The sequence below is a fragment of the Verrucomicrobiales bacterium genome (genome assembly GCA_016793885.1).
GTDB lineage: Bacteria > Verrucomicrobiota > Verrucomicrobiia > Limisphaerales > UBA11320 > UBA11320.
The window spans coordinates 66,941-92,836 of record JAEUHE010000012.1 but is presented as its reverse complement, the minus strand read 5'-3'; the positions used below and the strand labels follow the sequence as shown (position 1 = coordinate 92,836).

General features: G+C 59.0%; 25 protein-coding genes. 11 read left to right on the top strand and 14 right to left on the bottom strand.

Annotated features, from left to right (window positions below; all coding sequences use genetic code 11):
- Window positions 1-60 precede the first annotated feature (60 nt).
- The 3 genes from JNN07_01720 to JNN07_01710 all read left to right on the top strand — a co-directional run bounded on the left by JNN07_01720 (window position 61) and on the right by JNN07_01710 (window position 3,508).
- A complete protein-coding gene (locus JNN07_01720) occupies window positions 61-921 on the top strand; it encodes a hypothetical protein (protein ID MBL9166439.1) in 861 nt (286 codons plus the stop codon).
- A 164-nt stretch (window positions 922-1,085) separates the two neighbouring features.
- The gene (locus JNN07_01715; protein MBL9166438.1) at window positions 1,086-2,195 is read left to right on the top strand and encodes a hypothetical protein; all 1,110 of its coding nucleotides are present in this window, start codon (window positions 1,086-1,088) and stop codon (window positions 2,193-2,195) included.
- Window positions 2,192-3,508 carry a hypothetical protein gene (locus JNN07_01710; protein ID MBL9166437.1) on the top strand — a complete coding sequence of 439 codons (1,317 nt, stop codon included), beginning with the start codon at window positions 2,192-2,194 and terminating at the stop codon, window positions 3,506-3,508. Before JNN07_01715 ends, JNN07_01710 begins: the two co-directional genes overlap by 4 nt.
- Here the strand turns inward: JNN07_01710 and JNN07_01705 are convergent.
- Window positions 3,435-4,358 carry a cation transporter gene (locus JNN07_01705; GenBank protein ID MBL9166436.1) on the bottom strand — a complete coding sequence of 308 codons (924 nt, stop codon included), beginning with the start codon at window positions 4,356-4,358 and terminating at the stop codon, window positions 3,435-3,437. The two genes, JNN07_01710 and JNN07_01705, sit on opposite strands and share 74 nt — an antisense overlap.
- Window positions 4,359-4,726: 368 nt before the next feature.
- Between JNN07_01705 and JNN07_01700 the strand changes: the two genes are divergently transcribed.
- The 3 genes from JNN07_01700 (at window position 4,727) to JNN07_01690 (ending at window position 9,272) form a co-directional block, all read left to right on the top strand.
- Entirely contained in the window at window positions 4,727-6,205 is a 1,479-nt protein-coding gene (locus JNN07_01700; protein ID MBL9166435.1) for a putative Ig domain-containing protein, read from the top strand.
- 389 nt (window positions 6,206-6,594) lie between these two features.
- On the top strand, window positions 6,595-8,616 hold the full coding sequence (locus JNN07_01695) for a PAS domain-containing protein (protein ID MBL9166434.1): 2,022 nt from the start codon (window positions 6,595-6,597) through the stop codon (window positions 8,614-8,616).
- Window positions 8,607-9,272: a response regulator gene (locus JNN07_01690; GenBank protein MBL9166433.1), complete on the top strand. Its 666-nt coding sequence runs from the start codon at window positions 8,607-8,609 to the stop codon at window positions 9,270-9,272. Before JNN07_01695 ends, JNN07_01690 begins: the two co-directional genes overlap by 10 nt.
- A 135-nt stretch (window positions 9,273-9,407) precedes the next feature.
- Here the strand turns inward: JNN07_01690 and JNN07_01685 are convergent, their stop codons facing one another.
- The gene (locus JNN07_01685; protein MBL9166432.1) at window positions 9,408-9,833 is read right to left on the bottom strand and encodes a hypothetical protein; all 426 of its coding nucleotides are present in this window, start codon (window positions 9,831-9,833) and stop codon (window positions 9,408-9,410) included.
- A gap of 96 nt (window positions 9,834-9,929) precedes the next feature.
- Between JNN07_01685 and JNN07_01680 the strand changes: the two genes are divergently transcribed.
- Window positions 9,930-11,093, top strand: a complete 1,164-nt coding sequence (locus tag JNN07_01680) for a hypothetical protein (GenBank protein MBL9166431.1) — start codon at window positions 9,930-9,932, stop codon at window positions 11,091-11,093.
- Here JNN07_01680 and JNN07_01675 read toward each other — a convergent pair.
- The 5 genes from JNN07_01675 to JNN07_01655 all read right to left on the bottom strand — a co-directional run bounded on the left by JNN07_01675 (window position 11,086) and on the right by JNN07_01655 (window position 14,993).
- Complete coding sequence (locus tag JNN07_01675; protein ID MBL9166430.1) at window positions 11,086-11,985, bottom strand: transglutaminase family protein; 900 nt, start codon at window positions 11,983-11,985, stop codon at window positions 11,086-11,088. The two genes, JNN07_01680 and JNN07_01675, sit on opposite strands and share 8 nt — an antisense overlap.
- Window positions 11,986-12,073: 88 nt before the next feature.
- Window positions 12,074-12,229 carry a hypothetical protein gene (locus JNN07_01670; protein ID MBL9166429.1) on the bottom strand — a complete coding sequence of 52 codons (156 nt, stop codon included), beginning with the start codon at window positions 12,227-12,229 and terminating at the stop codon, window positions 12,074-12,076.
- 126 nt (window positions 12,230-12,355) lie between these two features.
- The gene (locus tag JNN07_01665; protein ID MBL9166428.1) at window positions 12,356-13,042 is read right to left on the bottom strand and encodes a response regulator transcription factor; all 687 of its coding nucleotides are present in this window, start codon (window positions 13,040-13,042) and stop codon (window positions 12,356-12,358) included.
- Window positions 13,039-14,229 (bottom strand): sensor histidine kinase, encoded by a 1,191-nt coding sequence (locus tag JNN07_01660; GenBank protein ID MBL9166427.1) that lies wholly within the window; start codon window positions 14,227-14,229, stop codon window positions 13,039-13,041. Before JNN07_01660 ends, JNN07_01665 begins: the two co-directional genes overlap by 4 nt.
- Window positions 14,226-14,993 carry a hypothetical protein gene (locus JNN07_01655; protein ID MBL9166426.1) on the bottom strand — a complete coding sequence of 256 codons (768 nt, stop codon included), beginning with the start codon at window positions 14,991-14,993 and terminating at the stop codon, window positions 14,226-14,228. The genes JNN07_01660 and JNN07_01655 overlap by 4 nt, the downstream gene beginning before the upstream one ends.
- A 204-nt stretch (window positions 14,994-15,197) precedes the next feature.
- On the opposite strand from JNN07_01655, the gene JNN07_01650 reads away from it, so the two are divergent.
- Genes JNN07_01650 through JNN07_01640 form a run of 3 tightly spaced genes read left to right on the top strand, consistent with a single transcriptional unit; the run spans window position 15,198 to window position 16,849 of the window.
- Window positions 15,198-15,644 (top strand): hypothetical protein, encoded by a 447-nt coding sequence (locus tag JNN07_01650; protein MBL9166425.1) that lies wholly within the window; start codon window positions 15,198-15,200, stop codon window positions 15,642-15,644.
- A 38-nt stretch (window positions 15,645-15,682) separates the two neighbouring features.
- Window positions 15,683-16,648 (top strand): flotillin-like protein FloA, encoded by a 966-nt coding sequence (gene floA, locus JNN07_01645; GenBank protein MBL9166424.1) that lies wholly within the window; start codon window positions 15,683-15,685, stop codon window positions 16,646-16,648.
- A 24-nt stretch (window positions 16,649-16,672) separates the two neighbouring features.
- A complete protein-coding gene (locus JNN07_01640) occupies window positions 16,673-16,849 on the top strand; it encodes a hypothetical protein (GenBank protein ID MBL9166423.1) in 177 nt (58 codons plus the stop codon).
- Between the two features lie 6 nt (window positions 16,850-16,855).
- Here JNN07_01640 and JNN07_01635 read toward each other — a convergent pair whose 3' ends face one another.
- From JNN07_01635 to JNN07_01620, 4 genes are all read right to left on the bottom strand, one after another.
- Entirely contained in the window at window positions 16,856-17,512 is a 657-nt protein-coding gene (locus JNN07_01635) for a TIGR04283 family arsenosugar biosynthesis glycosyltransferase (protein MBL9166422.1), read from the bottom strand.
- A 121-nt stretch (window positions 17,513-17,633) separates the two neighbouring features.
- Window positions 17,634-19,280, bottom strand: coding sequence for an AAA family ATPase (locus tag JNN07_01630; protein MBL9166421.1), 1,647 nt, complete (start codon window positions 19,278-19,280; stop codon window positions 17,634-17,636).
- 101 nt (window positions 19,281-19,381) lie between these two features.
- Window positions 19,382-20,575: a hypothetical protein gene (locus JNN07_01625; protein ID MBL9166420.1), complete on the bottom strand. Its 1,194-nt coding sequence runs from the start codon at window positions 20,573-20,575 to the stop codon at window positions 19,382-19,384.
- Window positions 20,576-20,654: 79 nt separating this feature from the next.
- Window positions 20,655-22,424, bottom strand: a complete 1,770-nt coding sequence (locus tag JNN07_01620; GenBank protein ID MBL9166419.1) for a phosphoenolpyruvate carboxykinase (GTP) — start codon at window positions 22,422-22,424, stop codon at window positions 20,655-20,657.
- 308 nt (window positions 22,425-22,732) lie between these two features.
- On the opposite strand from JNN07_01620, the gene JNN07_01615 reads away from it, so the two are divergent.
- A complete protein-coding gene (locus JNN07_01615) occupies window positions 22,733-23,566 on the top strand; it encodes a GTP cyclohydrolase I FolE2 (protein MBL9166418.1) in 834 nt (277 codons plus the stop codon).
- A gap of 107 nt (window positions 23,567-23,673) precedes the next feature.
- Here JNN07_01615 and rplQ read toward each other — a convergent pair whose 3' ends face one another.
- The 3 genes from rplQ to rpsD all read right to left on the bottom strand — a co-directional run bounded on the left by rplQ (window position 23,674) and on the right by rpsD (window position 25,888).
- Window positions 23,674-24,138 carry a 50S ribosomal protein L17 gene (gene rplQ, locus JNN07_01610; GenBank protein MBL9166417.1) on the bottom strand — a complete coding sequence of 155 codons (465 nt, stop codon included), beginning with the start codon at window positions 24,136-24,138 and terminating at the stop codon, window positions 23,674-23,676.
- A gap of 10 nt (window positions 24,139-24,148) precedes the next feature.
- Window positions 24,149-25,141 (bottom strand): DNA-directed RNA polymerase subunit alpha, encoded by a 993-nt coding sequence (locus JNN07_01605; protein MBL9166416.1) that lies wholly within the window; start codon window positions 25,139-25,141, stop codon window positions 24,149-24,151.
- A gap of 138 nt (window positions 25,142-25,279) precedes the next feature.
- Window positions 25,280-25,888 (bottom strand): 30S ribosomal protein S4, encoded by a 609-nt coding sequence (rpsD, locus tag JNN07_01600; protein ID MBL9166415.1) that lies wholly within the window; start codon window positions 25,886-25,888, stop codon window positions 25,280-25,282.
- Window positions 25,889-25,896: the final 8 nt, after the last annotated feature.

The following is a 25,896-nucleotide window of genomic DNA, read 5'->3' as shown; positions in this document are numbered from 1 at the left end:
GCCAACAGATGAATCAAGAAAAGTTAGTGCATTGAGCGGTCGACCCGCTAGATTATCCCCATGCTTTGCGGGTTCGATACACGGGACATCAGTGCCGTGGAACGAGAAGTCATGGATGGGTTCCGAACCCTTTTTCCGGGTTCTGATCCGTCCTTTATCCCCCGTGCATTCTCCCTCGCGAAATCGGCCTTTGAAGGCCGCTATCCGGGCTATTTCCCGATCGATGCGGTCTACCACGACTTGGAGCACACGCTCCAAGGCACGCTCTGCCTCTTCCGACTCCTGAGCGGACGCGCTGCCGCCGGCACCCAGCCCGCCCTGACACCACGGTGGCACGAACTCACGCTCCTCAGCATTCTCTTTCACGACAGCGGTTATCTTCGCACCTCCGAGGATCGGGACGGCACCGGCGCCCGGTTCACGCAAACTCATGTCGCGAGAAGCGAGGTCTTCGTGAAGAAAGTGCTCGGGGAGGCCGGCTATCCCCCGGGAGAAATCCAGGCGATGCAGCGTATGATTCGCTGCACCGAGTTGAACATTGAGGTCGGGCGAATCCCCTTCGCCTCCGAGCTGGAGCGTCAGCTGGGCTTCGCGCTGGCGACGGCCGACCTGCTCGCGCAGATGGCGGCCGACGATTACGTCGACAAGCTCCCCGCCTTGTTTGCCGAACTCGCCGAGTCCTATCAGCTGGAGCCCGCCTCCCCGAAAAACAGCCCCCGTTTTACCAGCGTCGAGGATCTGAAACAAAAAACTTCGGATTTTTGGACCTTCTATGTATTGCCCAAGATCAACAAAGATTTCTTGGGGGTTTACCGCTATCTCAATCTTCCCTTCCCTGACGGCCCCAACCCATTCCTGGTCTGGATTGAAGCCAATGTGAAGCAGGCCAGCAGCTCGAGACAGCCTCTCCACGGCAACTGACACCAGCATGGTGCGGTCTGCAAACCTACCGTTCAACGGGGTGCCACGTCTGCACAGCAGCCTTTACATTTATTGCCCAACCGGACACAAGTAATCGCAATAAGCCTGTCCAAACTCCAACGAGACCGTCGTTTAAACACTGATCGACTCCACCCTATATGACGATGAAAGCCTTAGTCTTCAGCCTCGCGACTTTCGGATGCCTCCTCAGTCACGGTGCCCCAAGCCCCTGGACCACTGGATTTCAGGAAGGAAAGTTGTCCCTTAAATCCATCAGCCAAATCACTTTTGGCCCCGATGGAATCCTGTTTGCCGCGGATTCGAAAGCTGCGTCGGTCGTGGCTATCGACACCGGGGACACCACGGCGCAGGCACAGGCCCCCTCCGTTAAAATCCAGGGGATCAACGCGCAGCTCGCCGCCCTTCTGGGAACAGCGCCCGACCAGGTGCTGATCAACGATCTGGCGGTCAACCCAATATCCCATCGGACGTATCTGGCGGTATCGCGTGGTCGCGGACCGGAAGCAACCCCTCTGCTGGTGCGGGTGAACGGGGGCAAGGATCTGGAGTTGGTCTCGCTCGACAAAGTGCGCCACTCCCGCTCGGAGGTTCCCGACGCCCCGGCGGACAAAACGGTGGGCGAGGGGCGACGCGCCAGCAACCCCCGCATGGAAACCATCACGGACATCGCGTTCCTCCAAAACCGGGTGTTGGTGGCCGGGCTGTCCAATGAAGAGTTCTCCTCCTCCCTTCGCTCGATCCCCTTCCCCTTCACAAAATCCGTAGGGGGAGCCAGTGTGGAGATCTACCATGGTGCCCACGGGAACTTCGAAACTCGGTCTCCGATCCGGACTTTTGTCCCGATCAACATAGGAAATGAGCCGCAGCTCCTAGCCGCCTACACCTGCACACCGCTGGTGCAGCTTCCCCTCAAGGACCTGATCCCGGGAGCCAAGGTGAAAGGGAAGACCATTGCGGAACTCGGCAATCGAAACCGGCCGCTCGACATGATCGTGTATGAGAAAGGCGGAAAGGAATTCCTCCTGGTAGCCAACAGCAGTCGCGGGGTCATGAAACTCAGCACTGACAAGATCGAAGCGAGCGAGAGCATCACGGAACCGGTGAAAGATGGGGCCACCCGCGGCTTGCCTTACGAGACCGTGGCAGGTTGGACCGGGGTGGATCAGCTCGATCGACTTGACCAAGGTCACGCGATCGTGCTGCGCCGTCCAGAAGGCGGGGCCCAGCAACTGGAGTCGATTGCGCTTCCATGATCCGTCCAACGTGGGCGGGTGGGGCGGCCGTCGCGAGGCTGGCCACCACGCTCCTCCACCTCCTTTGCTGCGCGGCCTTCGGAGGATCGGCGCCCTCTGCGCCGTCCTCCGCAACCGACAAAGTCGGTGATTCCGAAACCGCGAGGACCCATCGGCCCCGCCTGCGCTGGGTGAGAACGGATGGGTTACCCGGCCGCTATGAAGTCGAAGCCAGGCCTTTGCCACGCGCGATCCTGGCCGAGTTGGCGCACGCACCCGCGCTAGATCGCGCCGTGTGCCGGAAGTGGCTCAGGGTCTATGCGGTGCCGCCCGGTACTCAGCCCACGGAAACATCCCTGTGCATGCTCGGTGACTACGACCTACGGGATGACCGACTCCGCTTCACACCCGCTTTTGATCTCTCCCCAGGAATGTGGTACCTGGCCGTCCTCGACTCACCGCATTCCCCTGAAGCCTCCGGGGCCCGGCTCCGAACGATCAAGACCCTGCGGATACCTGCGCCCCGTCTGCCGCGCTCTACCGTGGTCACGAAGATCTACCCCACCGGCACGGCCCTGCCAGAGAACCTGCTGAAATTCTATCTGCACTTCTCCGCCCCCATGTCCCGCGGGCAGATCTACCAGCACATTCATCTCCGGCGGGAGGGAGGGCGAGACGTCGAACTTCCCTTCTTGGAAATCGACGAGGAGCTTTGGAATCCCGAAATGACCCGCTTAACCCTGTTCATTGACCCCGGCCGCATCAAGCGCGGGGTGCGGCCATTGGAGGAGATTGGCCCGGCGCTCGAGCAGGGAGGCCGATTCGAGCTCGTCATCGACCAGGACTGGCAGGATGCGTCGGGCACACCGCTGAAGAGGTCGGCAGCGAAGCGATTCACGATCGGCCCAGCGGATCGCGAGCCGCTGGACCCAAGATCGTGGGATATCGACGCGCCTCGCTCGGGCACGCGACAGCCGCTTCGCCTCTGGTTCAACGAGTCGCTCGATGAAGCTCTGTTGCGACATTGCCTGGATGTGATCGATACCGAAGGCCATGCCGTGGAGGGAAGTGTTCGCATCGGGCCGGAGGAACGAGCGTGGGAGTTCCGGCCGGATCATCCTTGGTCCGGCGCCGAAATGGCGATCCGAATTCGAACGACCTTGGAGGACCTGGCCGGAAACAACATAGGCAAGGCGTTCGACGTGGATGTTTTCGATCGGGTGCCGCTGCCAACCAGGACTCCCTTCCTGCTGGTTCCATTCAGACCGTCGGATGCAAAGGGCTCCCCGGCTCCTGGGCTGCGGAGGCACGTGTTCCCGGCTCGACGTGGATGAGCACATCCCAGACGGATGGCAGCTTCGTTCTGACCTCATCCTTGATGGCGTGAGCGATGCGATGGGCATCGCGCACCGGCATCTCGGGGTGAACGTGCACATGCATGTCAACCCACAGATGCCCACCGGATCGTCGCACGGTGCATTTCTGAACCAGCTCGACCCCGGAGATCGAGGCCGCGACTGCCCGGATGCGATCGATCAGCTCCTGATGCGGGGCCGCATCCATCAGTTCATCCACCGCACGCACGAAGAGCTTCCATCCATTCCAAGCGATGATCCCCGACGCCAGGAGCGCGGCAATGTCATCCGCCGATTCATAGCCCGGCCCTCCCAGAATGCCGATGGTGATCCCGATGCCGGCAGCCACCGAAGTCAGGGCGTCGCTGCGATGATGCCAGGCATCCGCCTCGAGCAAGCCGCTGTCGAGCCGCTCGCCCTGCTTCTTGGCGTAGCGGAACAGCAGTTCCTTGGAGACGATGGTAAACACCAGCACGAGCAGCGTGAAGGGTGCCGGTCCTTGGTGCGGGCGCACGATCTCCGCGGCACTGCGTATGGCAATCCAGGAAGCCGCCCCCAGGAGTAGCAGAGCCACCAGAGCGGAGGCAACCGTCTCCGCCTTACCATGTCCATAAGGATGCTTCGGGTCCGGAGGTTTTGCGGCGACCACGATCCCCCGCCAGACCACCAAGGATGAAAACATGTCGGCCAAGGACTCCACTCCATCCGCCACGAGGGCTTCCGCATGTCCGATCACGCCGGCCGCAATCTTGACCACGGCCAGCACCGCGTTCAGACAGATGCCCACCAGCGTCGTCTTGACACTTTCAAGCGTTCGCTGGTCGCTCATCGGATTCTTTGAGAGCTGAAGGTCATGCCGCCAGGGACCAAGGTACCCGCCAAGCAACGCACAATCGGTCGCTCCTGACAACCTTCAAGCCGCGCGGATGAGCGAGGGCAGGAGGAAGCCTGGAATGGGCCAGGCAGCCCAGCTCCGGGGAGTGCGGCGGGACAGCCAGCCCAATGCTTGGTCCGGATTCTTCGTTCCGAGTGGTCCTGATCCGGACCAAACGGCTTCCCAGGCGCACCCGGCCGCCGCGGATCGGCGGATGAACCAGAGGCAAGCGCCCGTCCCTGAACAGGTTGCCCGCCGTCCGGCAACACCCCCGAAGAGTCTGTCGGGAATTGGCTCGGCAGCTGCTAAAAGGGAACTCACTTATGACAACCAAGATCTTGATACTCTTGGCAGCGTTGGCTCTGCCCTACACCAGCCAAGCGAGCACCGCCTATGGCTCACTGAACAACTTCGACGTCGTCAACGACACCGGGGGCAAATGCTACGGGTTCGAGATCGAGCTCGAAGATCTGCGCAGCGTCGACATTACCTACACGTACGACTATAACCACTACGGCACGCCGCGCATCACCGAAGACAACTCCGTGCCGGGACATCCCAAAGTCCGAGTGCGGTATGAATCCAAGAAGAATCCGGACGGCAGCTGGGCCGCATTTACCAACCCCCAGGATCCGCTCAACCCGCTGGCCCCGACCGATGGGCATGCGTTCACCAATCCAAGCCTCAACCTGGGCGGAGAGCATTTCGGGATGGGTTACTATGGCTCTCCAAGCGTTGTTCGGTATCACTGGCTGGTGGAAGACCCGGCTCTCCCCGGAACTCTGACCCACGGGCCAGCGGTTCAGGTGGCTACGCCCCAGTTCACCTACTTCCCAGCGGTGAATCCCCCCGTAAATCCGGGTGACCCACCGGCTGCTCCGGCAATCATTCGTGCGGTGATCGTACCCCAACGCCAGGAACACGAGCACGAAGAGCAGTTCGGTGTGCCGGTCTGGGTCAAGATTCTGAAGACGGTCCAGAAATCCGGACGCAAGGTGCGGCTGGAAGATCTCGTCACGGACGACCCGCACCGAGACGACGATGAGGACTGGGCCGGCGAGGAAGAAGTGGAGACGGAAATCGAGTGGACCGTCTTCCAAAAACGTCCGCCCGGCGAGGAAGAAGAGGAAGAGATCGAAGCCGATGACCTATTGAAGGATGGCGATGAGATCGTCACGCGACGCTACGAGTTCTACGTTTATAACGGCCCGGTGAACCCCAAAGATGGTGAAGCCAAGTGCAGCAAGCCAGAGCGCTGCCCAGACTCTGTCGGTGCCTACATCGGAGCACAGATGGCCGGATTCGGAGCGGACATGGAACTCGGCCTGATCCAGAACCTGCAGTCAGGTATCGCCAATCAGCCGTATGTGGATCGGTCGCTCGCCGCGGGCGGACAGGCACCCTACGTCGTCAGCCTGAAGCTGGGAACTCTGCCGGCCGGAATGACCCTCGATCCCACCACGGGAGTGCTGTCCGGAACCCCCTCAGAAACAGGCAAGTTCCCGATAACCATCGAAGTGGTCGATGCGAAAGGCGCGCTGACCTCTCAAGCCTATCAGTTGATCATCGAAGCGGAGGTGCCTCCCTCGGCCGAGCTGAGCATCTCGCTGGAGAACGAGGAAGTCTCGCTCTGGCTGCGCGGCACGGTCGGAACGCAGTGGCAGCTTCAGATGGCGAACGATCCGGCCGGCCCTTGGGCCGATGTCGAGCAGGCAGTCCTGCTTCCGGCAGCCGGCGCACTGGAATTCCGCGGCACCTTCCGAGCACCCGCTGCATACTATCGGGCGCTCAACGTGCAATAGGCACGTTCGCAGATCAGCCCACAGCCATCACGGCCGTCTCCCCTGGATCGGGAGACGGCCGTTTTTCTGGCAGCCTCCAGCGGGGGCCGCTGGGATGGATATCGGGTCATGGCAGCTCTGCCCTCCCCCACCTGATCGCACGCTGCAGAAGCTCCGATTCCCCAGGCTGGTTGTTTTGAGGTCACGGCCTCCGGTGTTCGGCACTTGCTATGTTTTTCCCAACCTGATAGTTGACACGAGAGGTTCATGTTTGTGCCAGTCGAAGCGGGCACAAAAGAAGGGAACAGGCCTAATTCGGCAGGCCCGTTCCTCAGGGGCGTACGAACTCAAGACCATCATGGTGGGCTCGCTGAGAGTCCGGGATGCGGCCTTGGGCAAGCGATCAGGATATGAAGAGCTTTCTTCAAACCTTAGTCGGTGGGCTTAGATCGTGGATCCCGAGCCAGGGGGCGTCCGGCAAGATTACGAATGCATCCGAGCAGGCCAGCGCTTTGGAAGTGCACGCGCGTCAACGCGAGCAAGACCTCGCCTCCATCAACGCAGCGCTCCAAAAGGAAGTGGCGGACCGGATCCGCGCCGAGGAACAGATTCGCGAACTCAATTCCCGACTCGAGCACCGTGTCAAGGAGCTTCAGGCGGTGCTGGACGTGCTCCCCGTCGGTGTCGGCATCGCCCGAGATCCGGAATGCCGCAACATCCGGATCAACCAGGCCTTTGCACGCATGCTCGATCTGCAGGATAACCGCGAAGCGAACGCCTCCAAGAGCGCGCCTCCCGGCGAAGCGCCCACGCATTTCCGGGTGTTCATCGGAGACCGTGAGACCAAACCAGAAGAACTGCCCATGCAGCAGGCCGCGTCGGGTGGAATCGAGGTTCGGGATGTGGAAGAGGAGATCCTGTTTCAGGACGGACGATCGCTCCATGCCTTGGCCTACGCGACCCCCCTGCGCGATGACGAGAATCGCGTGTGTGGAAGCGTGGGGGCGTTCGTAGATATCACCGAACGCAAGGTATCCGAACGTCGCCTGGCGGCGGCCCTCAATGAGCTGCGCGACCTCAAGGTGGCCCTGGACGAACACTGCATCTTGGCCATCACCGACGCGAAAGGGCGAATCACCTACGTCAATGATAAGTTCTGCGCGATCTCCGGGTTCACTCGAGAGGAACTCCTGGGCCAGGACCACCGGATCATCAACTCAGGGTTTCATCCCAAGGAATTCTTCACCACTCTCTGGTCCACCATCGCCGAAGGCACCGTGTGGAAGGGCAACATCAAAAACAAGGCCAAGGACGGCAGCTTCTACTGGGTTGAGACCACTCTGGTGCCTTTTCTGGGGCTGCAGGGAAAACCTTATCAATACGTCGCCATCCGCACCGACATCACGGCCAACAAGCTGGCGGAGGAGCGCCTGAAACTGGCAACCCGAGCCGCACACTTTGGAGTGTGGGACTGGGATCTGGTGAAAGGCCGGCTCGATTGGGACAATCGCATGTTCGAATTCTACGGAGTCGAACCAGAACAGTTCAGCAGTACCTTCGATGCCTGGGAGGCGGCGGTTCACCCTGCGGATCGGGCAAGGGCGGTGACCGAGTTGGAAAGCGCCCTGCGCGGAGAAAAGGACTTCGACACCGAATTCCGGGTCGTCTGGCCGGACGGCTCGATCCATCACCTCAAGGCGCATGGGCTCATTCAAAGGGATAGCTCGGGCCAAGCGGTGCGGATGACCGGAACCAATAGCGACATCACCCAGGATCGCGAAGTGGAGCAGCTGATCAAGAACCAGCTCGAAGAGAAGCAGACGCTGCTTCAAGAGATCCATCATCGGGTCAAAAACAACCTTCAGGTGATCTCCAGCCTGCTTTCCTTTCAGCAGCAGCGGGCCACCCAGCCCGAGGTGGTTGAACTCTTTCAGCAAAGCAGAAACCGGGTGGCGGCCATCGCGTTGGTGCACGAACGGCTCTATCAATCCAAGAACCTCAACCACATCGATTTCACCGATTATGTCCGGGATCTGACGCAGACCATACTCCTCACGTATGGATCGGAGAGGTCACGCGTCCAGACGCGAATCCACGGGGGCGGGCTCCGGGTCGGAGTGCAACAGGCAGTTCCCTGCGCGCTCATCCTGAACGAGCTGTTTACCAACTCGTTGAAGTTCGCCTTCCCGGCGGAACGCCCCGGGAACATTCAGATAGACCTCATCCAGGATGCCGTAAGCCGACAGCTCAGGGTACGGATCGCGGACGATGGCGTTGGCCTCCCACCTGAGTTCTGTTTGGCCACTTCCAAATCTCTGGGGCTACGACTCGTCCATCGCTTGGCCGAGCAACTGCAGGGCAGCGTCGAGCACGTGCCAACCCCATCCGGAACCTGCTTCGAGCTCAAGTTCGAGAACAAACTATGTCCGTGATCGCCCCGAACTCTCACCGGATTCTCATCGTAGAAGACGAGGCTGCAATCGCCATGGAGATCGAAATCCGCCTGACCCGGATGGGATACTCCACCATTGGACCCACCGCCACCGGAGAGAAGGCCCTGCTCCTGGCCGAGTCGAATCGGCCCCACTTGGCGCTCATGGACATCAACTTGGCCGGAGATCTGGATGGCATTGAGACCGCCTCCCGCCTCCGAGGCCGCCATGACATCCCGAGTGTTTTCCTGACCGCCTACTCCGACGACACCACCATCCAACGGGCTTCGGTGAGCGGGCCGCTCGGCTACCTCACGAAACCCTTTTCCGACCGCGATCTGCATGCCGCCATCGAGGTAGCCCTCTACAAACACAAAACCGACCGGGAGCTCCAGGTCTATCGCGAGCAACTGGAGCAGACCGTGGCCGAACTGCGGGCGGCGATCAGCGAAGTCAAAACTCTCCAGGCGCTCCTTCCCGTCTGCGCGAGCTGCAAAAGGATTCGCGACGACCAAGGGTATTGGAGCGCCGTGGACACTTACGTGGTCAGCCAGGGCCTCGGAGCAGTCACACACGGCATCTGCCCGGAATGCATCCACAAGCTTTACCCAAACCTCGCGAGTCGGAAAACCCCGGAGAAACAACCCGAGGGCTAGCAGGCCGTCGGACTTAAAATATCGTTCTGCAGGGTGCCCGCCAGCGCTATTGTTCGGTTCTCGGGTTTTTTGGATGCCGGCCTGCTAGCAATCACCCCGACTCGGAGTCGGGGTGAGGAAACTCAATCTGATTCTTCAAAACCGCCCGTTTTGCCTCTTTTCCTCCCGCTGGGCCACCATCAACCGGCTCTCCACCTCCACCGCCGCCTGCGCTTTGTACGCCTGCTCAAAATGATCTCCGTTTCCGGCCTTCATGATCCGGCTCTCCGGGTCGGTGAAGTTGCCGTACAAAACCCGACGCCGTTGCCCCGCTCCATCTTCAAGCAACCCAACAGCGGATCGGCTCTTTTCCGCAGGAAAAATATCTAGCAGCTTGTCGCGAGGATTCCTAAAAAATGACTCAGCACTATCGGGCTCCACAGCCGGACTTACGTCGGGCCGGGACAAGTCCGACAGGCTGCTAGCGCCAAAACCCATCCAACTCCAGTCCGATCGCCTGGGAAGCAGGGTCGTATGAGTCCGCGATAGCACGCACTGGATTCCATCAAACTGTTGCGACATCGGCCCTGGCTCGAGTGCTCCCCTGCTCAGGTGTTCACCCCATGGCACAGAGGTGCCGAGCCGGTTAGGGTCACGGACCGAACCAAAGCCAACTGCATGGATTTCATTTCACTCAAGGCGCTGCACCACTATCTCCGACTGCTCGAAAACCCGGCGGAGTTGAAGCGAAAGATGCCCGCGTCGGCCAACCAGAGAAATCTGAAGGACAGCCTTGGGGAAATCAGCAAGCTGGCGGGGTTGGAGGCGTCTGCTTTCAAGAACCCAGAGCTCATCGGAACCCTGATCGGGGATGCGCGCTTTGTTAGAATCTGGGGTGAGCCATCCCTTACCGACCGCGTCAGCCGGGTGTTCGATGGCACTCGCCTGCTCCTTTCGCTCTTGATCGACCCCAGTCGCTATGATCAGCCGTCATCGGGACAGCTCGGAGCCACCGCAGGAGGGGCACCTTCGTCGCTCCAGCCCAAGACACCCGCCCCGAGCTGGATCGCCGCGAAAGCGGAGATTGTCGCCAACGAACAGGATACCCCGCTCGAAAGTCTGAAGCCAATCCTGGCCGGCAACCTCGAGCTAACCTGTCGCCTGTTCCGGGCGTTGTTTGAACACATGCTCAGCTCGGCCGCTCCCCCTTCAGGGCAGCAAGGGACTTCCCTGCTGGTACATGACCTCGCCGGAACCAAGGAAAACGGAAGGACGTTTCTCCCCACGGCCCTCTTCCTGCTCGGTAGCGCGATCGCAGAAAAAGCGGTGGTGCCCTTCATGATGGAACTGGGGCTGTTCGGAGTCCCGATGCTGGAACACCTGCTCCAGAATCGGGATTACTGCGAAGCACACTACTCTTTTCGTAGGCTAGAAAGGGCGATCAGCGGATCGGCGGCTGAGGAAGAGCTGCTGATCCGAAATCGCATGAATCGCTTGCTAGCGCAGAACGGAGCCCAAGCATCGACCCTCTTTACCCTGAATTCGAGCGAGTTGGAAAAAGCGCAAGCGGACGCTCACCTGGCTGCCGCGGATTTGCTCGAGGCATTGGCTCTGACACCCTACGCCCTCTGCCTAAGAAATGCGATTCACGCCAACCCGGCCAACTGCGTGCTCTCAGTCAAGGCCATTGCCCTGCACTTTATTAGCTGGGCGGAGCGCACAAAGACCAAGGATCAGGCAAACCAGGAGATCGCCGACCATTTGCTGGCCTTCGCACGACAGTTCTCCACGCATGAACGCCCGGAGCCTGCCGATCCAGTGCCAACTCCCCTCGCTAGCTGAGACGGAGAGTCGGCGTGCCGTCCAGTCTCTTGCTTAAATCGATCGGATCGCCGACCGAGACCTCTCGCGGGTTTACCTGGTAAGCCCAGACCTCAAAAAACGCCAAACTGGCCTGCCCGTAGACGGTCGCAAATGCCCCATCAACGGCGTCAGCCCCGTGCGCCACTTTAACTCGCCCAATCCGAGGCTCGTTGAAACGAGGGTCAAAGGTATACCAATCGCGTCCCAAATACACCTCGCAGTAAGCATGAAAGTCCATCGGGGAACCCGGATCAAGATGACCGATGTCCGGAAGATGACCTGTCACATACCGCGCCGGCAGATTGAACGCGCGACAAAGAGCGACCGCGACATGTGCGAAATCTCGGCAAACTCCATAACGACGGTGAATGACCTCGGAGGCGGACAGGTCCGACCGTCCGGACATGTATCGATACTCGATGTTCTGGTGGACCCAATCGCAGATGGCCTGCACTCGAGCCAAACCGTGCGGAACCATACCAAACTGATTCCAGGCGAAGTCCATCAACTTATCGGAATCGCAGTAGCGACTGGGCAGGGTGTAGCGTAACAACTCACAGGGGAGTTCGCCCACCGGAAGCATCGGAACGACCAGTTCGCGGTTGTCCGGAAGCGAGGAGACAGCGACCAGTGCATCGTGTCGAATTTCGTTCCGCCCGGGCATGAACATCGATCGGTAAGTGATGTTGCCGTGGGAGTCCTGAAACTCATAAGCCGGGAGGCCGATGCCAAAGGAGAGGCGTTCCTGCATCACCAACACGCGACCCTCCAAGCGTGGTTTCAGCACAAACAGCACCGAAGTGGGAACAGAAACCTCGTAGGCCAGGCTGCAACCCACTCGGACGGTCAGATTCAGATAAGCTCCGTGCATAGGCACCATTGTGGACTGGACTTTCCCGAATAGGCAACTGCCGCATAAGGCGTGAAAGGCCGAGGCCCGGAGGGAACAAATCGCGCTATTACTTCGTGCCGTCCTGAATTTTTTCCCCAGTGCGCTCCATGTCTTTGCCGAATCCATCGGCGGTGTTGCACCCTACCCCGCCAACGGCAGAGATCGAGACAACCAGGATTAAAAGTAGGATGCGTTTAAGAGCGGAGGTCGAGTCAGTTTTCATTGTTCCATTCAAGACGATCACGCTCCGAGTGGCTATGGGGTATAACCCTACCATTCAATTGCGGGGGGTGGGGTTTTGTCCCATAGCTAGGAGCTGCTGATCCAGACATGTTAGACCAAGAACGAGTCAAGAGGAGGAGCGTGTGGTAGTCTGCACGCTGCTCTCGATGATGCCAGCGCCAATGGCATAGCGAGTCAAGCCGGCCGTATCGTGAATATCGAGTTTCTCCATCAGGTGCTCCCGGTGTTTCTCGACTGTCTTGATCCCGATGCCAAGCTCAACTGCCGTCTCCTTGTTGGCCTTGCCCTCCGCGATCAGCTGAAGGACCTCTCGTTCACGGGATGTGAGCTGGGCCACCCGATCTTTCAAGGCACCGACCCTCCGAGTTGTAGTGGATTCGAGCTGGCCCAAACGACGAGAAATCGAGGGGCTAAAGAATCTCCTTCCCGCGTGAATTTCTCGAATGGCGCGGCACACATCACTCGAGGAAGTCTGCTTCAACAAGAAACCCACTGCGCCTGACTCAATGGCAGCGTCGATGTAAGCATCGTCACTGTGGGCGGAGAGGACCAATACCTTTGTGGAAGGCACCAGCTTCATCACTTGGCGCGTGGCCTCCAGACCGTTCAGCAAGGGCATGGCAATGTCCATCAGCACGATTTCAGGCTTCAGTCGGGACGTCATGACCACTGCCTGACGTCCATCCTTGGCCTCACCAACAACTTCAATGTCGCGTTCCAGGGCGAGCATGGCGCGAAAACCTTCACGAACCATGGTGTGGTCTTCCGCGAGCAGAACAGTGATAGGGTTCATAATGTGGGGGGTCCGATTTCCTTTGGTTTGCGTCGACTTCTACCCTTGCTAACACCTCCAAGAGAGGCCTTGCCCAAGGGAATCTTGGCACGAATCAATGTGCCCGTCCGAGACGTCGAGTCGACCTGAAGCTCGCCCCCGATCATCTCCAATCTCTCACGCATGCCAAGCAAGCCCAGGTGCCTACCACTGAGCGAGCGCATCACGGGCTGAACGCGGAAGGCGACTCCGTCGTCCTGAATCTCCATTTGGATGTTTCGAGAGCCGCATTGAATCCGCACCTGCGCGTGACGCGCCTTCGCGTGTCGGGCGACATTGGTCAGGGCCTCCTGCGCGACACGGAACAACACGGTTCTTCGGGTGGCATCCAAACGCTGCATGCCGGAGGATACCACGAGGCTGGTGGGAATCCGAGTCTGCTCGATAAAGTTCTTGATGAAGGACTGCAGCGCGGGAACCAAACCGAGGTCGTCCAGCACCGCGGGACGCAACTCGCGCGCGAATCGGTGGACGATGTTCACGGACCGCTCCACCAACTGCTGAGTCCGACCAATATTGCGATCCAAACCCTTGGTGTTCAGGGCGGCATCCTTCCTCAAGGTGGAAAGGCGCAAGTTGATGCCAGTCAGGGTTTGAGCGATCACATCATGAAGCTCGCGACTGATCTTCTTCCGTTCTTCCTCGTGAGCGGCGAGGATTTGTCGGGAGAGTCCTCGCAATTGTTCCTGAAGCCGGTCGGACTGTTTCAGCAGGCGGGCATAGTGCTGCTCACTCTTCTTCAGAGCCTTCTCCACGGATTTCCGCTGAGTGATCTCCCGGCTGAGTTCCAGATTGGACGCCGCCAACTGCACAGTGCGCTGACTGAGGGTCGCAATAAACCGGCTCAACCGGGCTTCCGCAGCTCGCCCTTCCTTTGGAACCCCCTTGATGGGGGTAATGGCGGCAGCGAAGAAGAACCCAGCCCTTCGTATCAGTGCAGGACGTCTGGAGGGAACACAATCCGGCAACAGCTCCAAGGTCATGATCTCGTCGTGAAGCTTGGCTAGCCGGAGTGTGTTTACACCGAGGTTCAATACATTCTTACCGAGATGGCACACCACCTCCGTCGATGCACTGCCCCTTCGTCCTAGGTAGGCATGCAGTGCGGTATGATAACGGCGGGCAACCCGCTGATCTCGGAGTTTCATTTCTTACTCAGGCGAAGGGCCATGGATTTCATGGATTTGGCGGATTGTCCCACCAACCGCCGGGTGCTGGCCATACGATTCCTAAACCAGCGGGATTGGTCACTGGCGTCCTTTCGCATCGAGATCAACCGTACATTGATGCCGAGCAGCGTCTGGGCCACATCGTCATGCAGTTGGCGGCTGACCTTGCCCCGCTCCTCCTCCATCCGGATCAACACCCTCCGGGTCGTCTGCCGAAAAACCTCCTGCATGCGCAGTGATTGAGCCAATAGTCGCGAATTCTGATCTCCAGATCGTTTCAACGTGGCTTGAAGCCGTTGCCGCACCAATACGCTCCTCTGGAGTCGGGCGCGTGTAGACTCCAACTCGGCATTTCGACGCTTAAGCCTCAGCTCCAACCGGCTCGTTGCCAGGCGACTTCTCGAAATGACAGCGACCCTGGCCAGCAATGGCCTTATCACATCTCGAAAAAACAACCCAGCCCGCTCCTGAACCACGCTACGGCCTCGGAGGCCCGGTAGCTGTTGCAGGCAACGCTCGTGCATGCGTGCGACCTCTAAAACCCCGATCCCAAGTCGCGCCGCACGCTGTCCCAGTCGGAGCTGCACCTGGGTCGCCGCCCGAGGGGAAGTCTCCCGGAGCAGGTAGGACCGCAAGCCGGCAGCATACCGCCTCTTGAACACAGCCAGGGGGTGGCTGAGCTTCGCGGTCGCAGCGGCGAGCTTCCTTCCTTCTGACGCAGATCGCGGAAGGTCTGGGTGCATGTTCACATCTAACCCTGCGACACTAAATGCGACTTCACCATGGGGTGTTTACCCCATGGCCAAGCAAAGAAGCGCCTGCTACCTTGACCGAGGCGGATTCACCCGACATTCACCCGACATTTCAACCCGTTGGACTTTTCGGCAGTGAAGATTCGCCTCTAAATTGATGCCGATACAACGTTCACGCACGGATAAAGGCCAGACATGACAAGCCAACGCAGAGTGACCCCACGCGCGGACTACCGCCGGCAAGAAGACCTGAGAAGCAAGGCCTCCGCAAGCCTGGCCGCGACCTATCCCAACCTGAAATCGCTCACTGTGGAGTTCGGCCACTATACTTCCGAAGGCCTGGGGCGGAATCATCAGATCAAATACACCGTCAACCCAGAACACGCTCGAACGGTTTTCCGCTTAGACTGTCCTAACCCCGAATGCATCCGCGGGGACTTTGACCTGAGCTCAGTGATCGCCGAAGCAGTCAGCCTCGGCTTGCCGATGGCCTCCGGCGAGATCTCCTGCCAGGGCTGGTTGACCAGGCATACGATCGACAAGATCCCTTGCCACCAACTGCTCCGCTACAAACTCCTGTTCGAATACCAAATCCCCCCTCCGAAGATCCGCCCGGTAGCTCCGTCCCATGCTACCTGCTAGCTCATCCAGCGATGAACCCACTCTCCCCCCTCCTCGACATGTCTCCCGTCACTGCCCAAGCAGTAATTCTCGGTGCGTCCTGGGAGCTGCCGGCCCTGGGCATCGGGATCATCATACTGCTGGCTCTCGCGCTCCTGCTGGCCAATTTTGGATGGATCTATCTGCGGGCGCTGTTCTCCGGTGCTAAAATCACCTGGACGGAACTCATCGCGCTTCGACTACGTCGCGTGCCGGTCGGACTCATTGTGGACAACCGGATCAGCGCTGTTCGATCGGGCCTGCCGCTCTCCATCGATGATCTCTCCACCCACTACATGGCCGGCGGGAACGTGCCCATGGTGGTGCTGGCTCTCATCGCATCCCGAAAGGCAGCCATCCCCCTGAGCTTTGATCGCGCCTGCGCCATAGACCTGGCTACCAAGGGAACCGGAAAGACACTCATTGAAGCCGTTCGAACCTCGATCAATCCCCGAGTGATCGGCTGCCCAGCCCCTAGCTCAGGCAAGCTGACCATCACGGGAGTGGCCAAGGATGGAATCATCATCAAGGCACGGGTACTCGTCACCGTGCGAACCAACTTGGACCGATTCGTCGGCGGGGCGACGGAGGAAACTATCATCGCGAGGGTCGGAGAAGGCATTGTCAGCACGATTGGTTCGTCGGCCACTTACAAGGAGGTGCTGGAGAGCCCCGACTTGATCTCTCGAACTGTGTTGAACAAAGGCCTGGACGCCAACACGGCCTTCGAGATTCTGTCCTTGGATATCGCTGACTTGGACGTGGGCGAGAACATCGGGGCCAAGCTGCAAGCCGAGCAAGCCGAAGCGAACAAGCTCATCGCTCAGGCCCACGCGGAGATTCGTCGCGCAGCCGCGGTCGCGGAGGCTCAGGAAATGACGGCTCGCGTCGCGGAAATGCGAGCCCTGGTCGTGGAGTCGGAGGTTCAGGTGCCCATGGGCATCGCCGCTGCCTTCCGAGCTGGAAAACTGGGCCCCATGGGCTGAACCAAGCCCGCAAAACCCTCCCGCATGCAACCCCTTCGACGTGTCCTTAGGAAGCTGACAGAACTGGTTCGACAGATCTTCACGCTTCCCACATTCTTCCGAAATGCCGCGGCCAAGCACCGGCAGCAACAAGCGGCGGCGAAGCAGGAGGCTGAGCGGATCGACCGAATCCGGAATCCTTCCAAATACCTGGGTGTTTGAGGCCCCTCAACCATAGCGGCGTCTGAGTTCAGCAGGAGAGCGCCCGAGTCGATAGAGCATGGTGATCTGCCACATCTTGAAGTAGGTGGAGAGAACTCCCTTCTCGATAAACCGCCGAGCCGACGTCGTCACCACGCCGTCGGCGAGAGCCAACCGACCGACCTTGCGCAAGCGATGGGAAAGCTCAAAATCCTCCATCAGCTCCATGTCGGGCACTCCGCCAATCTGCTCAAGAACCTCGCGGCGGATAAACATTGCCATATCTCCCACGATCCGTCTCCCGATCCAGACGCGCACGGCGCATCTGAACCTGGACCCTAGAAGAAGCAGACGAGTTTCACGAAACCGCTTCCAAAACCCACCCGCTACCACTGCAGGATCGCGTAGACATTGCAGCATGACCTCACCCGCATCCGACTCCACCCACGTGTCGGCGTGAAGCAGCCAAACCACGTCGGCGGTGGCCTGTTGGGCTCCGAGTCGCATCTGTCCCCCCCGGCCGGGAGCAGCAACAAAAACCGAGCAGCCCAGGGATCGGGCCAAAGCCTGGGTTCCATCGTGGCTACCCCCGTCAACCACGATGATCTCGCGAACCTCGGCGACCCGACGCACCCGCCGCACCGTTTCTTCCAAACCGTTCACCTCGTTCAGAACAGGGATCACAACGGAAATCGTCTTCGGGGGCGATTTTCGATCGCCAGAGGTAGATAGTGGAGGGCCGCCGGTCACGAAGGGTAGGATTACCCACAGAACCGGCAGGAGACCAACTGAAAGTAATAAAGGGTTAAGCTGCCTCCACCGGGCGATCAGCGGCGAGCCGGGCCAATCGACTGAGCGCGGAGGAGGTGACCCGCTCGACCGTACCGTGGGAGATCACTCGGACTACCGTGTGCAACGGCAGCTCCGACGCGGGTTGGTAGAGGCCGCTCAGCGTCGTAAAATCCTCCAAGCGAGCATCCGATACTTCCATCGGGGATCGTTCCCGCCGCTGCAACCGTCGCTTGACTTCTCGATCGGTCGCCACGAGTTCCACGAAGCGCAACGGAAGCCCCTTCGCTGCCAAGGCTCCCCGCAGCCAATCCCGCTGCGAACGCCGCGCAAAGGTGGCATCCAGGATGACGGATTGGCCCTGCCGCACGGAATGCAACGCGGACTTCAGCAGAGCCTGGTAAGTTCGGTGCGTCATCCCTTGGGAATAAAGCACCTTCCGAGCCTGATCGTCGCTGCGTCCGTGGAGCGGGAATCCAGCCAGCCCTTTGCGCTGGGCGTCGGACGAGAAAACCGGCCAGCCCAATTCAGCACCCAAGGCCTGCGCCACGCTGCTCTTGCCGGATCCGATGCGCCCCATCACCACCAGGACCATAGGTTCCGACGCGCCGATAGCATAGGCCAATGCCAGGCGGAAATAGCCTGCGGCCCGTTGCGCACTGGCCGTTCGCTCCTGCGGAGGGGCCGACTCCGCCAGGCTATGCAAGCTCTCGACCTTGCCACGAACGTAGGCGCGATAACACTTGTAAAAGGGCAGCAGTCGCGCGAGGTGAGGATCCCCAAGCTCCCGGATCAGGCGGTGCACCAAGGCTCGGGCGAGGTCTGGACGTCCCTCGTGGTCGAGATCCATCGCCAGGAACGCGATATCGTTCGCTACGTCCACATAGCGAAACCGATCATTGAACTCGATGCAGTCGTAGATGTGAAGCGCATGCGGGGTGAGGTGGATATGTTCCAGATGCAGATCTCCATGGCAGTCGCGAATTCGTCGTTCCTTCACCCGGTTGGCTAGCAGAAGGCCGCCCGACTGGTAAAAGCGCTGAGTGAAGGCGCGAACCGTCCGATACGCCACCGAGCTCAGGGTTCGCCCGACGAATTCTCGAGTTTGGGCGAAGTTTTCATCCGTGCTCAGGCGCAAGCGGACCGGCCGCCCCCAGGACTCAACCTCAGCGCTGGGATGTTGGTTGGTATAAAACCTGGCCAGGGTAACGGCGATCCGTTGAATGTCCCGAGTGCCGACCTTCCCCTGCCTCACCAGCCGGTCCAGCATGTGACTCTGGGACAGGTATTTCATCCGGATGGCGTATTCGATCACCTGCCCCCCGGAACCCAAGATCAGTTGTCGGGCCTGCCGAGAGATAGGAACCACCTCCAGATAGACCCCGTCGCAGAGTCGTCGGTTCAGCTCCAACTCCCTCTCGCACGCAGCCCGACGTCTCGCGAGAGTGGAGAAATCCAAAAAGCCAAAGTTCACCGCTTTTTTGACCTTGTAGACAAAGGGAGGAACGATGAAGACGAAGGCCGAGTGCGTTTGAATCAGGCGAACGCGCTTTGGATGGTGGGGATAGGAGCAGGGATTCAGGAGGAATTCGAGCAACCTGCCCTGCGATCCCCCCGCACCAATCGGAGGTCGTCGGCCTGAACGTTCGAGTGGCTGAGCCATAGTAAAACCATCGGACGCGCGCAAGCAGGGAACCCCACGTCGATTGCCCAACGCTAAGCGGGTATTGCCCCAAGACAGCGCTCCCCGACGAGCCGGATGCTTCAAACCTTAATAATGAGACCGCGGCGATAACAAATCCAGGACACGATCCAGCAAGCCCCCATGTAGAGCAGCGAAAACAGGAACGAACCCAGGCCATTGTCACCAACGAGGGCTGCCCCGGTATGGGCGTAAAGCCAGCCGAAAGCCGTTTGGCTCCTACCTTCCGCCCCGGCGATCGACACAGTCTGGAGGATCACCACCCCCATTTCGGAAACCATATAAGCGACCAGCGGATTCAGCCCGAAGACATGGAAGAAACTTAAATAACGAGCCTTGCCTTTGACATCCACCAGCCAGATGGCAAACGCGAGGAGGAACAGGGAAAGTCCCCCCACAAACAGCGTGTAGGAACTGGTCCATAATTTCTTGTTGATGGGGAAGCCCAGCCAGTAGTCCCAAAGAAACCCGGTGGCCACGAGTAGAAAAGCAACCGGAAACAGCTCGCTGATCGCCCATCGGCGATCGGGGTTCTGCTGGAGGAATCGGCCGCAGAGGAACCCGATAATGAAGGTCACCAGTGCCGGTAGCGTGCTCAGCACCCCCTCCGGGTCAAAGGCGAACGGCTTCCCAGCCACGGACTCTCCATGGTAGAGATGGTTCGGCCCCAACAGCCAGAGGTCGAAGCGCAGAGCGGCATTCGTCGGCAAGGCGTACGGATCCGGTCCCTGACCAAAGGCTCGCATGAGCCCCCAGTAGGCCAGCAGGGCCACCACACCGAATCCGGCCAGCGCGCGCGGGGACAGTCGCAAAGCCAGGGTTGCACCAATCCCGTAGCAGAGCGCGAGCCGGCCTAGCACGCCGAGCACCCGAACATTGGAAACGAACTCTTGCAGAAAGGTAACCAACTTTCCGGAAAAGACCGCTGCAACCAGCCCGGGGATGTACCACATCAGCATGCCGACCAGGAAGAGTATGCCCGTTCGACGCCAGATCTTGGGGAGCACTTGGCCGGGAGGCTGTCCTTGGAACTTGCGAAGGGAAAAAAAAGCCGAGACTCCGATGATGAACAAGAAAGAGGGAAACACCAAATCGGTAGGAGTAAAGCCGTGCCAACTGGCGTGCTGCAATGGAGACCATGAACGCTCCCCATTCCCGGGGGTGTTCACAATGATCATGAACGCAATCGTCCAGCCGCGAAACACATCCAGGGCGAGCAAGCGGCTGGTTGCCGGAGAGATCTGAGTTGTTGCCATGCGCTTCCCCCTCTTGTTGCCAGCTCATGACCCCAAGAACAAGAACCAATCCCAGGTTCGCCCCCCGGGCGCGGGCGGGCTATAACCGCGCCACCAACAACTCCCGCTGAAAGATCATCTCTTTGGGCAGATAAGAATAGAGGCGTATGAACAACTCGTCCTGCGAGATCACCTCCCGCCGCCACTCCTCCAGATCAATCGTCTGAACTCGCTCAAAATCCTTCTCCGTGAAACCTTTGAGGCCTTCCACATCGAACTCGCTCGGGTTGGGAAACCAGCCCAACGGAGTTTCGTACGCGCCCACCTTCCCCGCGCACCGCTCAATGATCCAATTCAGGACGCGCATGTTCTCGCGAAACCCTGGCCATAAAAACGCTCCATCATTGTCCTTCCGAAACCAGTTCACATTAAAGATCCGTGGCGGGAACTTCATCCGCTTCCGCATGTTGAGCCAGTGCCTGAAGTAGTGAGCCATGTTGTAGCCGCAGAAGGGCAGCATAGCCATCGGGTCTCGCCGCACCTGCCCAACCGCACCCGACGCGGCCGCCGTCGTCTCAGATCCCATCGTAGCGCCGATGTAAACTCCATGGATCCAGTTGAAGGCCTCATAGACCAAAGGCAATGTCGTCGCACGCCGCCCCCCGAAAATGATCGCGCTGATGGGCACCCCCGCCGGATTCTCCACCTCGTCCGCCAGCATGGGATTGTTGCGCATCGGCGCGGTAAACCGGCTGTTGGGATGAGCGGCTTTCTCCTTCGATTCCGGCGTCCAAGGATCTCCCTTCCAATCGGTGCAGTGGGCGGGCGGAGGGCCATCCTTGCCTTCCCACCAGACATCGCCGTCCGGCAGCAAGGCCACGTTCGTGTAAATGGTATCCTTCGCGATCGTTCGCATCGCGTTGGGGTTCGACTGAAAATTCGTTCCGGGCGCCACGCCGAAGTAACCGTTCTCGGGATTGATCGCGTAGAGGCGCCCGTCAGGCCCCGGCTTCATCCAGGCGATGTCATCGCCGATGGTCCAGACTTTCCAACCCTGGTATCGATCGGGAGGGATCATCATCGCGAAATTGGTTTTGCCGCAGGCGCTGGGAAAGGCAGCGGCGACGTAGGTCCGGTTACCTTGCGGGGACTCGACACCCAGGATGAGCATGTGCTCGGCAAGCCACCCCTCCTTGCGCCCTCGCCAGGACGCCAAGCGCAGCGCGAGACACTTTTTACCGAGCAGGACATTCCCTCCATAAGCCGACCCCACCGAGATGATCGTGTTGTCCTCCGGAAAGTGGCAGATGAATCGCCGTTCGGGATTTACATCGAGCATGGCGTGCAGGCCGCGGCTGAAGTCACCCCGATCGCCCAGCTCGTTCAGGGCTATTTCACCCATGCGCGCCATGATGCGCATGTTCAGTGCTACATAGATGGAATCGCTGAGCTCTACCCCCACCATCGACATGGGAGAGTTGGGCGGGCCCATCAGGTAAGGAATCACATAGAGCGTGCGGCCTCGCATCCCGCCCCGAGCGAGATCATAAAGCTTGCGATACGCCTCCGAAGGAGCCATCCAATTGTTGGTCGGACCAGCGTCCTCGGCCGATTCGCTGCAGATAAAGGTGCACTGTTCGACGCGAGCGACGTCGTTGGGGTTCGATCGATGATAGTAGCAGCCCGGCAGTTTGTCCTGGTTAAGCTCAATCAGGACGCCCTGACGAACCGCCTCAGCGGTCAAAAACCGTCGCTCCTCCTCTGAGCCATCACACCAGAAAACCCGGTCCGGCTGACACAGATCCACCATCTCTTGAACCCAGGCAATGAGCGCTGGATGTCTGGTGCGAACGCTTCCCATGTTGTTCATATATTTATCCTACCTGGTTGATCGGCTTCGTGAGCAGTTCGATTAACCACTAGGACAATGGAACTGCAAGCGGGGTAGTGCAAGGATGCCTGCTATCGAAGTCTTGCATGACTATCAACTATTCTTGTCACGCCGTTTCCGGGATGAACCGCGCCCTGGTCGGGACTCGCGGCTCCTCAGGAGCTAAACTCAGCCGAGTGCCCGGGTCTCGAAAGCTGGCCATTCGAGGCATCCCCATTATCCAAAGCAACTTACCAGGGGCATGAATTTCTTTTGCAACAGCTAGGGCCGCTGCTACGTTGCAGGCTATGAATCATGGTGATGGGCTAAAAGCGAACTCGGTCGAGTCTGGCGCGATCCGGGTTAAATCGACATTGCACGACAAGCAAAATGAACGGGACCACCGCGAACTTCGTATCGATAAAGTAGGCGTGCGCGGATTGAGATTTCCCGTGCAGGTGCGCGACAAGGCCAAGAGCCTCCAAAACACTATCGCCACCCTCACCATGTGCGTCGACCTGCCAAAAGAGTTCAAAGGCACCCACATGAGCCGGTTTTTGGAGGTCCTGAATGCCCACGGCAATGTGGTTCATGTGGAAAACATCCCGGACATTCTGTTTGCGATGCAGCACAAGCTCAAAGCGGCGACGTCCCATCTGACGATGGAATTCCCTTTCTTTCTCGAGAAGAAGGCACCGGTATCGGGTTTAAGCGGCTTGCTGGACTACGTCGCCCGATTCGAGGCGACCGCGACGGGCAAGGAGATCGATTTTGTACTGACCGTTAAGGCGCCAGTCACAACACTTTGTCCGTGTTCCAAGGCCATCAGCCGCTACGGAGCCCACAACCAAAGAGGCGAAGTGACTGTGGCGATCCGCTCAAGAAACATCGTGTGGATCGAGGATCTCATCGCCATCGTCGAAAGCTCGGCAAGCAGTGAGCTGTATTCCCTACTGAAGCGCGAAGACGAGAAGGCGGTCACCGAGCGAGCCTATGAAAACCCTGTGTTTGTGGAGGATCTGGTCAGGAACGTAGCCGTCAAGTTAAACGCCCATCCAGAGGTAACCTGGTACAAGGTGGAGGCCGAGAACTACGAAAGCATCCACAACCACAATGCCTATGCCTGCATCGAGAAAGGCTAAGCCGAGGCTTTAATCTCGGTGCCAAGCGAGCAGCTAGACTAGGATACAAAAAGACCCCGGCCACCGTAAGGTGACCGGGGTCTTGCAATTTTGTTGGGACGGAAGGCTTAAGCCTTAGCGGTGGCGGCCTTTTCCTCGGTCTTCACGACCTCGGTGGATGCAGGCTTGTCGACCCACTCCAGAATGGCCATCTCAGCGGCGTCACCCTGGCGCTGTCCCAGACGGATGATGCGCGTGTAACCACCGTTGCGTTCCTTAAACAGCGGGGCGATATCCTCGAAAAGGATCCGCAGAACGTCCTCGTTCTGGCGCCACTTCAGCCGAACTTCCTTGCTCTCGAAAAGGGAGCGGGAATTCTGGTGAAGGCGGGCTGCAACGAGCCGGCGGGCATGGAGAGTACCCTCTTTGCCCAAGGTAAGAATCTTCTCAGCTACCGGCCGGACAGCTTTCGCCTTGGCGAGCGTGGTGGTGATTCGTTTCGATTTGATGAGGCTGCAAACCAGGTTCGCTAGCAACGCTTTGCGGTGCTCAGACGTCCTGCCCAGTTTAGCCGTTCGCTTAAGGTGGCGCATAACAACTCAGTTATTCTGTGACAATCTTGGTTTCTTCCTTGGGCTGCTCGAGCAGCTCATTCTCGAACTTCATACCGAGACTGAGGCCCAAAGCGGCCAGCTTCTCCTTGATCTCGTTCAGCGACTTCTTGCCGAAGTTGCGGTACTTAAGCATCTCGGACTCTGTCTTCATCGCCAACTGGCCGACAGTGGTGATGTTTGCATTGTTCAGGCAGTTCGCAGCACGGACGCTGAGCTCAATCTCGTTGACGCTCATATTGAGAAGCTTGCGCATCTTAGCCTTCTCGTCGTCCTGCTTGTCAGGAACTTCCTCAAATTCAATCGCGTTTTTGTCGTATCCAACAAAAACATCAAGATGATGCTGAAGGATCGCGGAGGCCTGAGTGAGGGCGTCGTCGGGGGTCATACGACCGTCCGTCCAAACCTCCACCAACAGCTTGTCGTAATCCGTGCGTTGGCCTACCCGCGCGTTCTCAACGGCATAACGCACGCGCGTCACGGGAGAAAACAGAGAATCGATCGCAACCACGCCGATCGGCTGGTCCACTTTCTTATTCTCGTCGCCAGGACAGAAGCCACGACCGATCTTCACTTCCAGCTCCATCTCGAACTTTTTCTTCTTGTCGAGGGTGCAAATCAGCTGCTTGGGGTTCACCAGCTCGATGTTCTGGTTCAGCTGGATATCTCCGGCATACACCGCACCTTCCTTGTTCACCGAAAGCAACAAGGTCTGGGTCTCACGGGAATGCGCCTTGAAGAGGACCTTCTTGAGATTCAGGACGATGTCGGTCATGTCCTCAACCACCCCGTCGATGGTGGTGAACTCGTGCATGGCACCATCGATCTTTAGAGAGGTGATGGCAGCGCCCTCAAGCGAGGACAACAGCACACGACGCAGGGAGTTGCCAATAGTATGACCGTAGCCCGTTTCAAAGGGCTCGGCGATGAACTTGGCATACGTGTCGGTGGCGGTGGCCTCATCCTTGGTCAACCGCTTCGGCATTTCAAAACGACCTAAACGAACTGGCATATGTATTTGGTGGCAATTTTAAACTGACCAAGGCCTCCCTTATTCCCGAAGGATGCCCCGGCCCATATAATTGCAAAGCGCCACTCGATGAGTGGCGCATTGGTTACAGGTTTAGCGGGAATAAAATTCAACAACGGCCTGCTCATTCGCAATCGGATGGATCTCATCGCGAGTAGGAATGCGCATCACAGACCCCTTAAAGCCTTCCTTGTTCAAGGAAAGCCAGTCGGGAACCGTACGGCTGGTGGAAGACTCCAGGTTTTTGGCAGCGAGTTGGCGAGAGACGGTGACGTCCTTGACTTCCACCACATCGTTAACCTTCAAGGCAAACGACGGCACATTCACCTTGCGGCCATTGACCTTGACGTGGCCGTGTGCGACCAACTGACGTGCTGCCGGACGGGTGAGTCCGAAACCCAAGTGATACACCACATTGTCGAGGCGAGTCTCGAGAATCTGGAGCATCTGCTCGCCCGTGACACCACGACGGCGGAGCGCGCGCTCATAGACGTTGCGGAACTGACGTTCCATCAACCCGTAGTAGTAGCGCAGCTTTTGCTTCTCAATGAGCCCCAGGCCGTAGTCGGTAAACTTACGACGGGACTTCGGGCCATGAACACCTGGGCCGTAGTTACGGCGCTCCAGATACTTCGTGGGGCCAAAGATGGGCACGCCGAAACGGCGGCTAATTCGAACGCGAGGACCAGTATAACGAGCCATGAGATCCG

Coding starts and splice junctions, on each gene's coding strand:
- JNN07_01655 (MBL9166426.1), bottom strand. CDS start 14,993: ATGCACCCAGACCTTCCGCGATCTGCGTCAGAAGGAAGGAAGCTCGCC.
- rplQ (MBL9166417.1), bottom strand. CDS start 24,138: ATGCGCCACCTTAAGCGAACGGCTAAACTGGGCAGGACGTCTGAGCAC.
- JNN07_01675 (MBL9166430.1), bottom strand. CDS start 11,985: ATGCACGGAGCTTATCTGAATCTGACCGTCCGAGTGGGTTGCAGCCTG.
- JNN07_01695 (MBL9166434.1), top strand. CDS start 6,595: ATGAAGAGCTTTCTTCAAACCTTAGTCGGTGGGCTTAGATCGTGGATC.
- JNN07_01625 (MBL9166420.1), bottom strand. CDS start 20,575: ATGGCAACAACTCAGATCTCTCCGGCAACCAGCCGCTTGCTCGCCCTG.
- rpsD (MBL9166415.1), bottom strand. CDS start 25,888: ATGGCTCGTTATACTGGTCCTCGCGTTCGAATTAGCCGCCGTTTCGGC.
- JNN07_01705 (MBL9166436.1), bottom strand. CDS start 4,358: ATGAGCGACCAGCGAACGCTTGAAAGTGTCAAGACGACGCTGGTGGGC.
- JNN07_01710 (MBL9166437.1), top strand. CDS start 2,192: ATGATCCGTCCAACGTGGGCGGGTGGGGCGGCCGTCGCGAGGCTGGCC.
- JNN07_01650 (MBL9166425.1), top strand. CDS start 15,198: ATGACAAGCCAACGCAGAGTGACCCCACGCGCGGACTACCGCCGGCAA.
- JNN07_01670 (MBL9166429.1), bottom strand. CDS start 12,229: ATGAAAACTGACTCGACCTCCGCTCTTAAACGCATCCTACTTTTAATC.
- JNN07_01720 (MBL9166439.1), top strand. CDS start 61: ATGCTTTGCGGGTTCGATACACGGGACATCAGTGCCGTGGAACGAGAA.
- JNN07_01665 (MBL9166428.1), bottom strand. CDS start 13,042: ATGAACCCTATCACTGTTCTGCTCGCGGAAGACCACACCATGGTTCGT.
- JNN07_01615 (MBL9166418.1), top strand. CDS start 22,733: ATGAATCATGGTGATGGGCTAAAAGCGAACTCGGTCGAGTCTGGCGCG.
- JNN07_01715 (MBL9166438.1), top strand. CDS start 1,086: ATGAAAGCCTTAGTCTTCAGCCTCGCGACTTTCGGATGCCTCCTCAGT.
- JNN07_01685 (MBL9166432.1), bottom strand. CDS start 9,833: ATGTCGCAACAGTTTGATGGAATCCAGTGCGTGCTATCGCGGACTCAT.
- JNN07_01690 (MBL9166433.1), top strand. CDS start 8,607: ATGTCCGTGATCGCCCCGAACTCTCACCGGATTCTCATCGTAGAAGAC.
- JNN07_01680 (MBL9166431.1), top strand. CDS start 9,930: ATGGATTTCATTTCACTCAAGGCGCTGCACCACTATCTCCGACTGCTC.
- floA (MBL9166424.1), top strand. CDS start 15,683: ATGTCTCCCGTCACTGCCCAAGCAGTAATTCTCGGTGCGTCCTGGGAG.
- JNN07_01640 (MBL9166423.1), top strand. CDS start 16,673: ATGCAACCCCTTCGACGTGTCCTTAGGAAGCTGACAGAACTGGTTCGA.
- JNN07_01605 (MBL9166416.1), bottom strand. CDS start 25,141: ATGCCGAAGCGGTTGACCAAGGATGAGGCCACCGCCACCGACACGTAT.
- JNN07_01620 (MBL9166419.1), bottom strand. CDS start 22,424: ATGAACAACATGGGAAGCGTTCGCACCAGACATCCAGCGCTCATTGCC.
- JNN07_01630 (MBL9166421.1), bottom strand. CDS start 19,280: ATGGCTCAGCCACTCGAACGTTCAGGCCGACGACCTCCGATTGGTGCG.
- JNN07_01660 (MBL9166427.1), bottom strand. CDS start 14,229: ATGAAACTCCGAGATCAGCGGGTTGCCCGCCGTTATCATACCGCACTG.
- JNN07_01700 (MBL9166435.1), top strand. CDS start 4,727: ATGACAACCAAGATCTTGATACTCTTGGCAGCGTTGGCTCTGCCCTAC.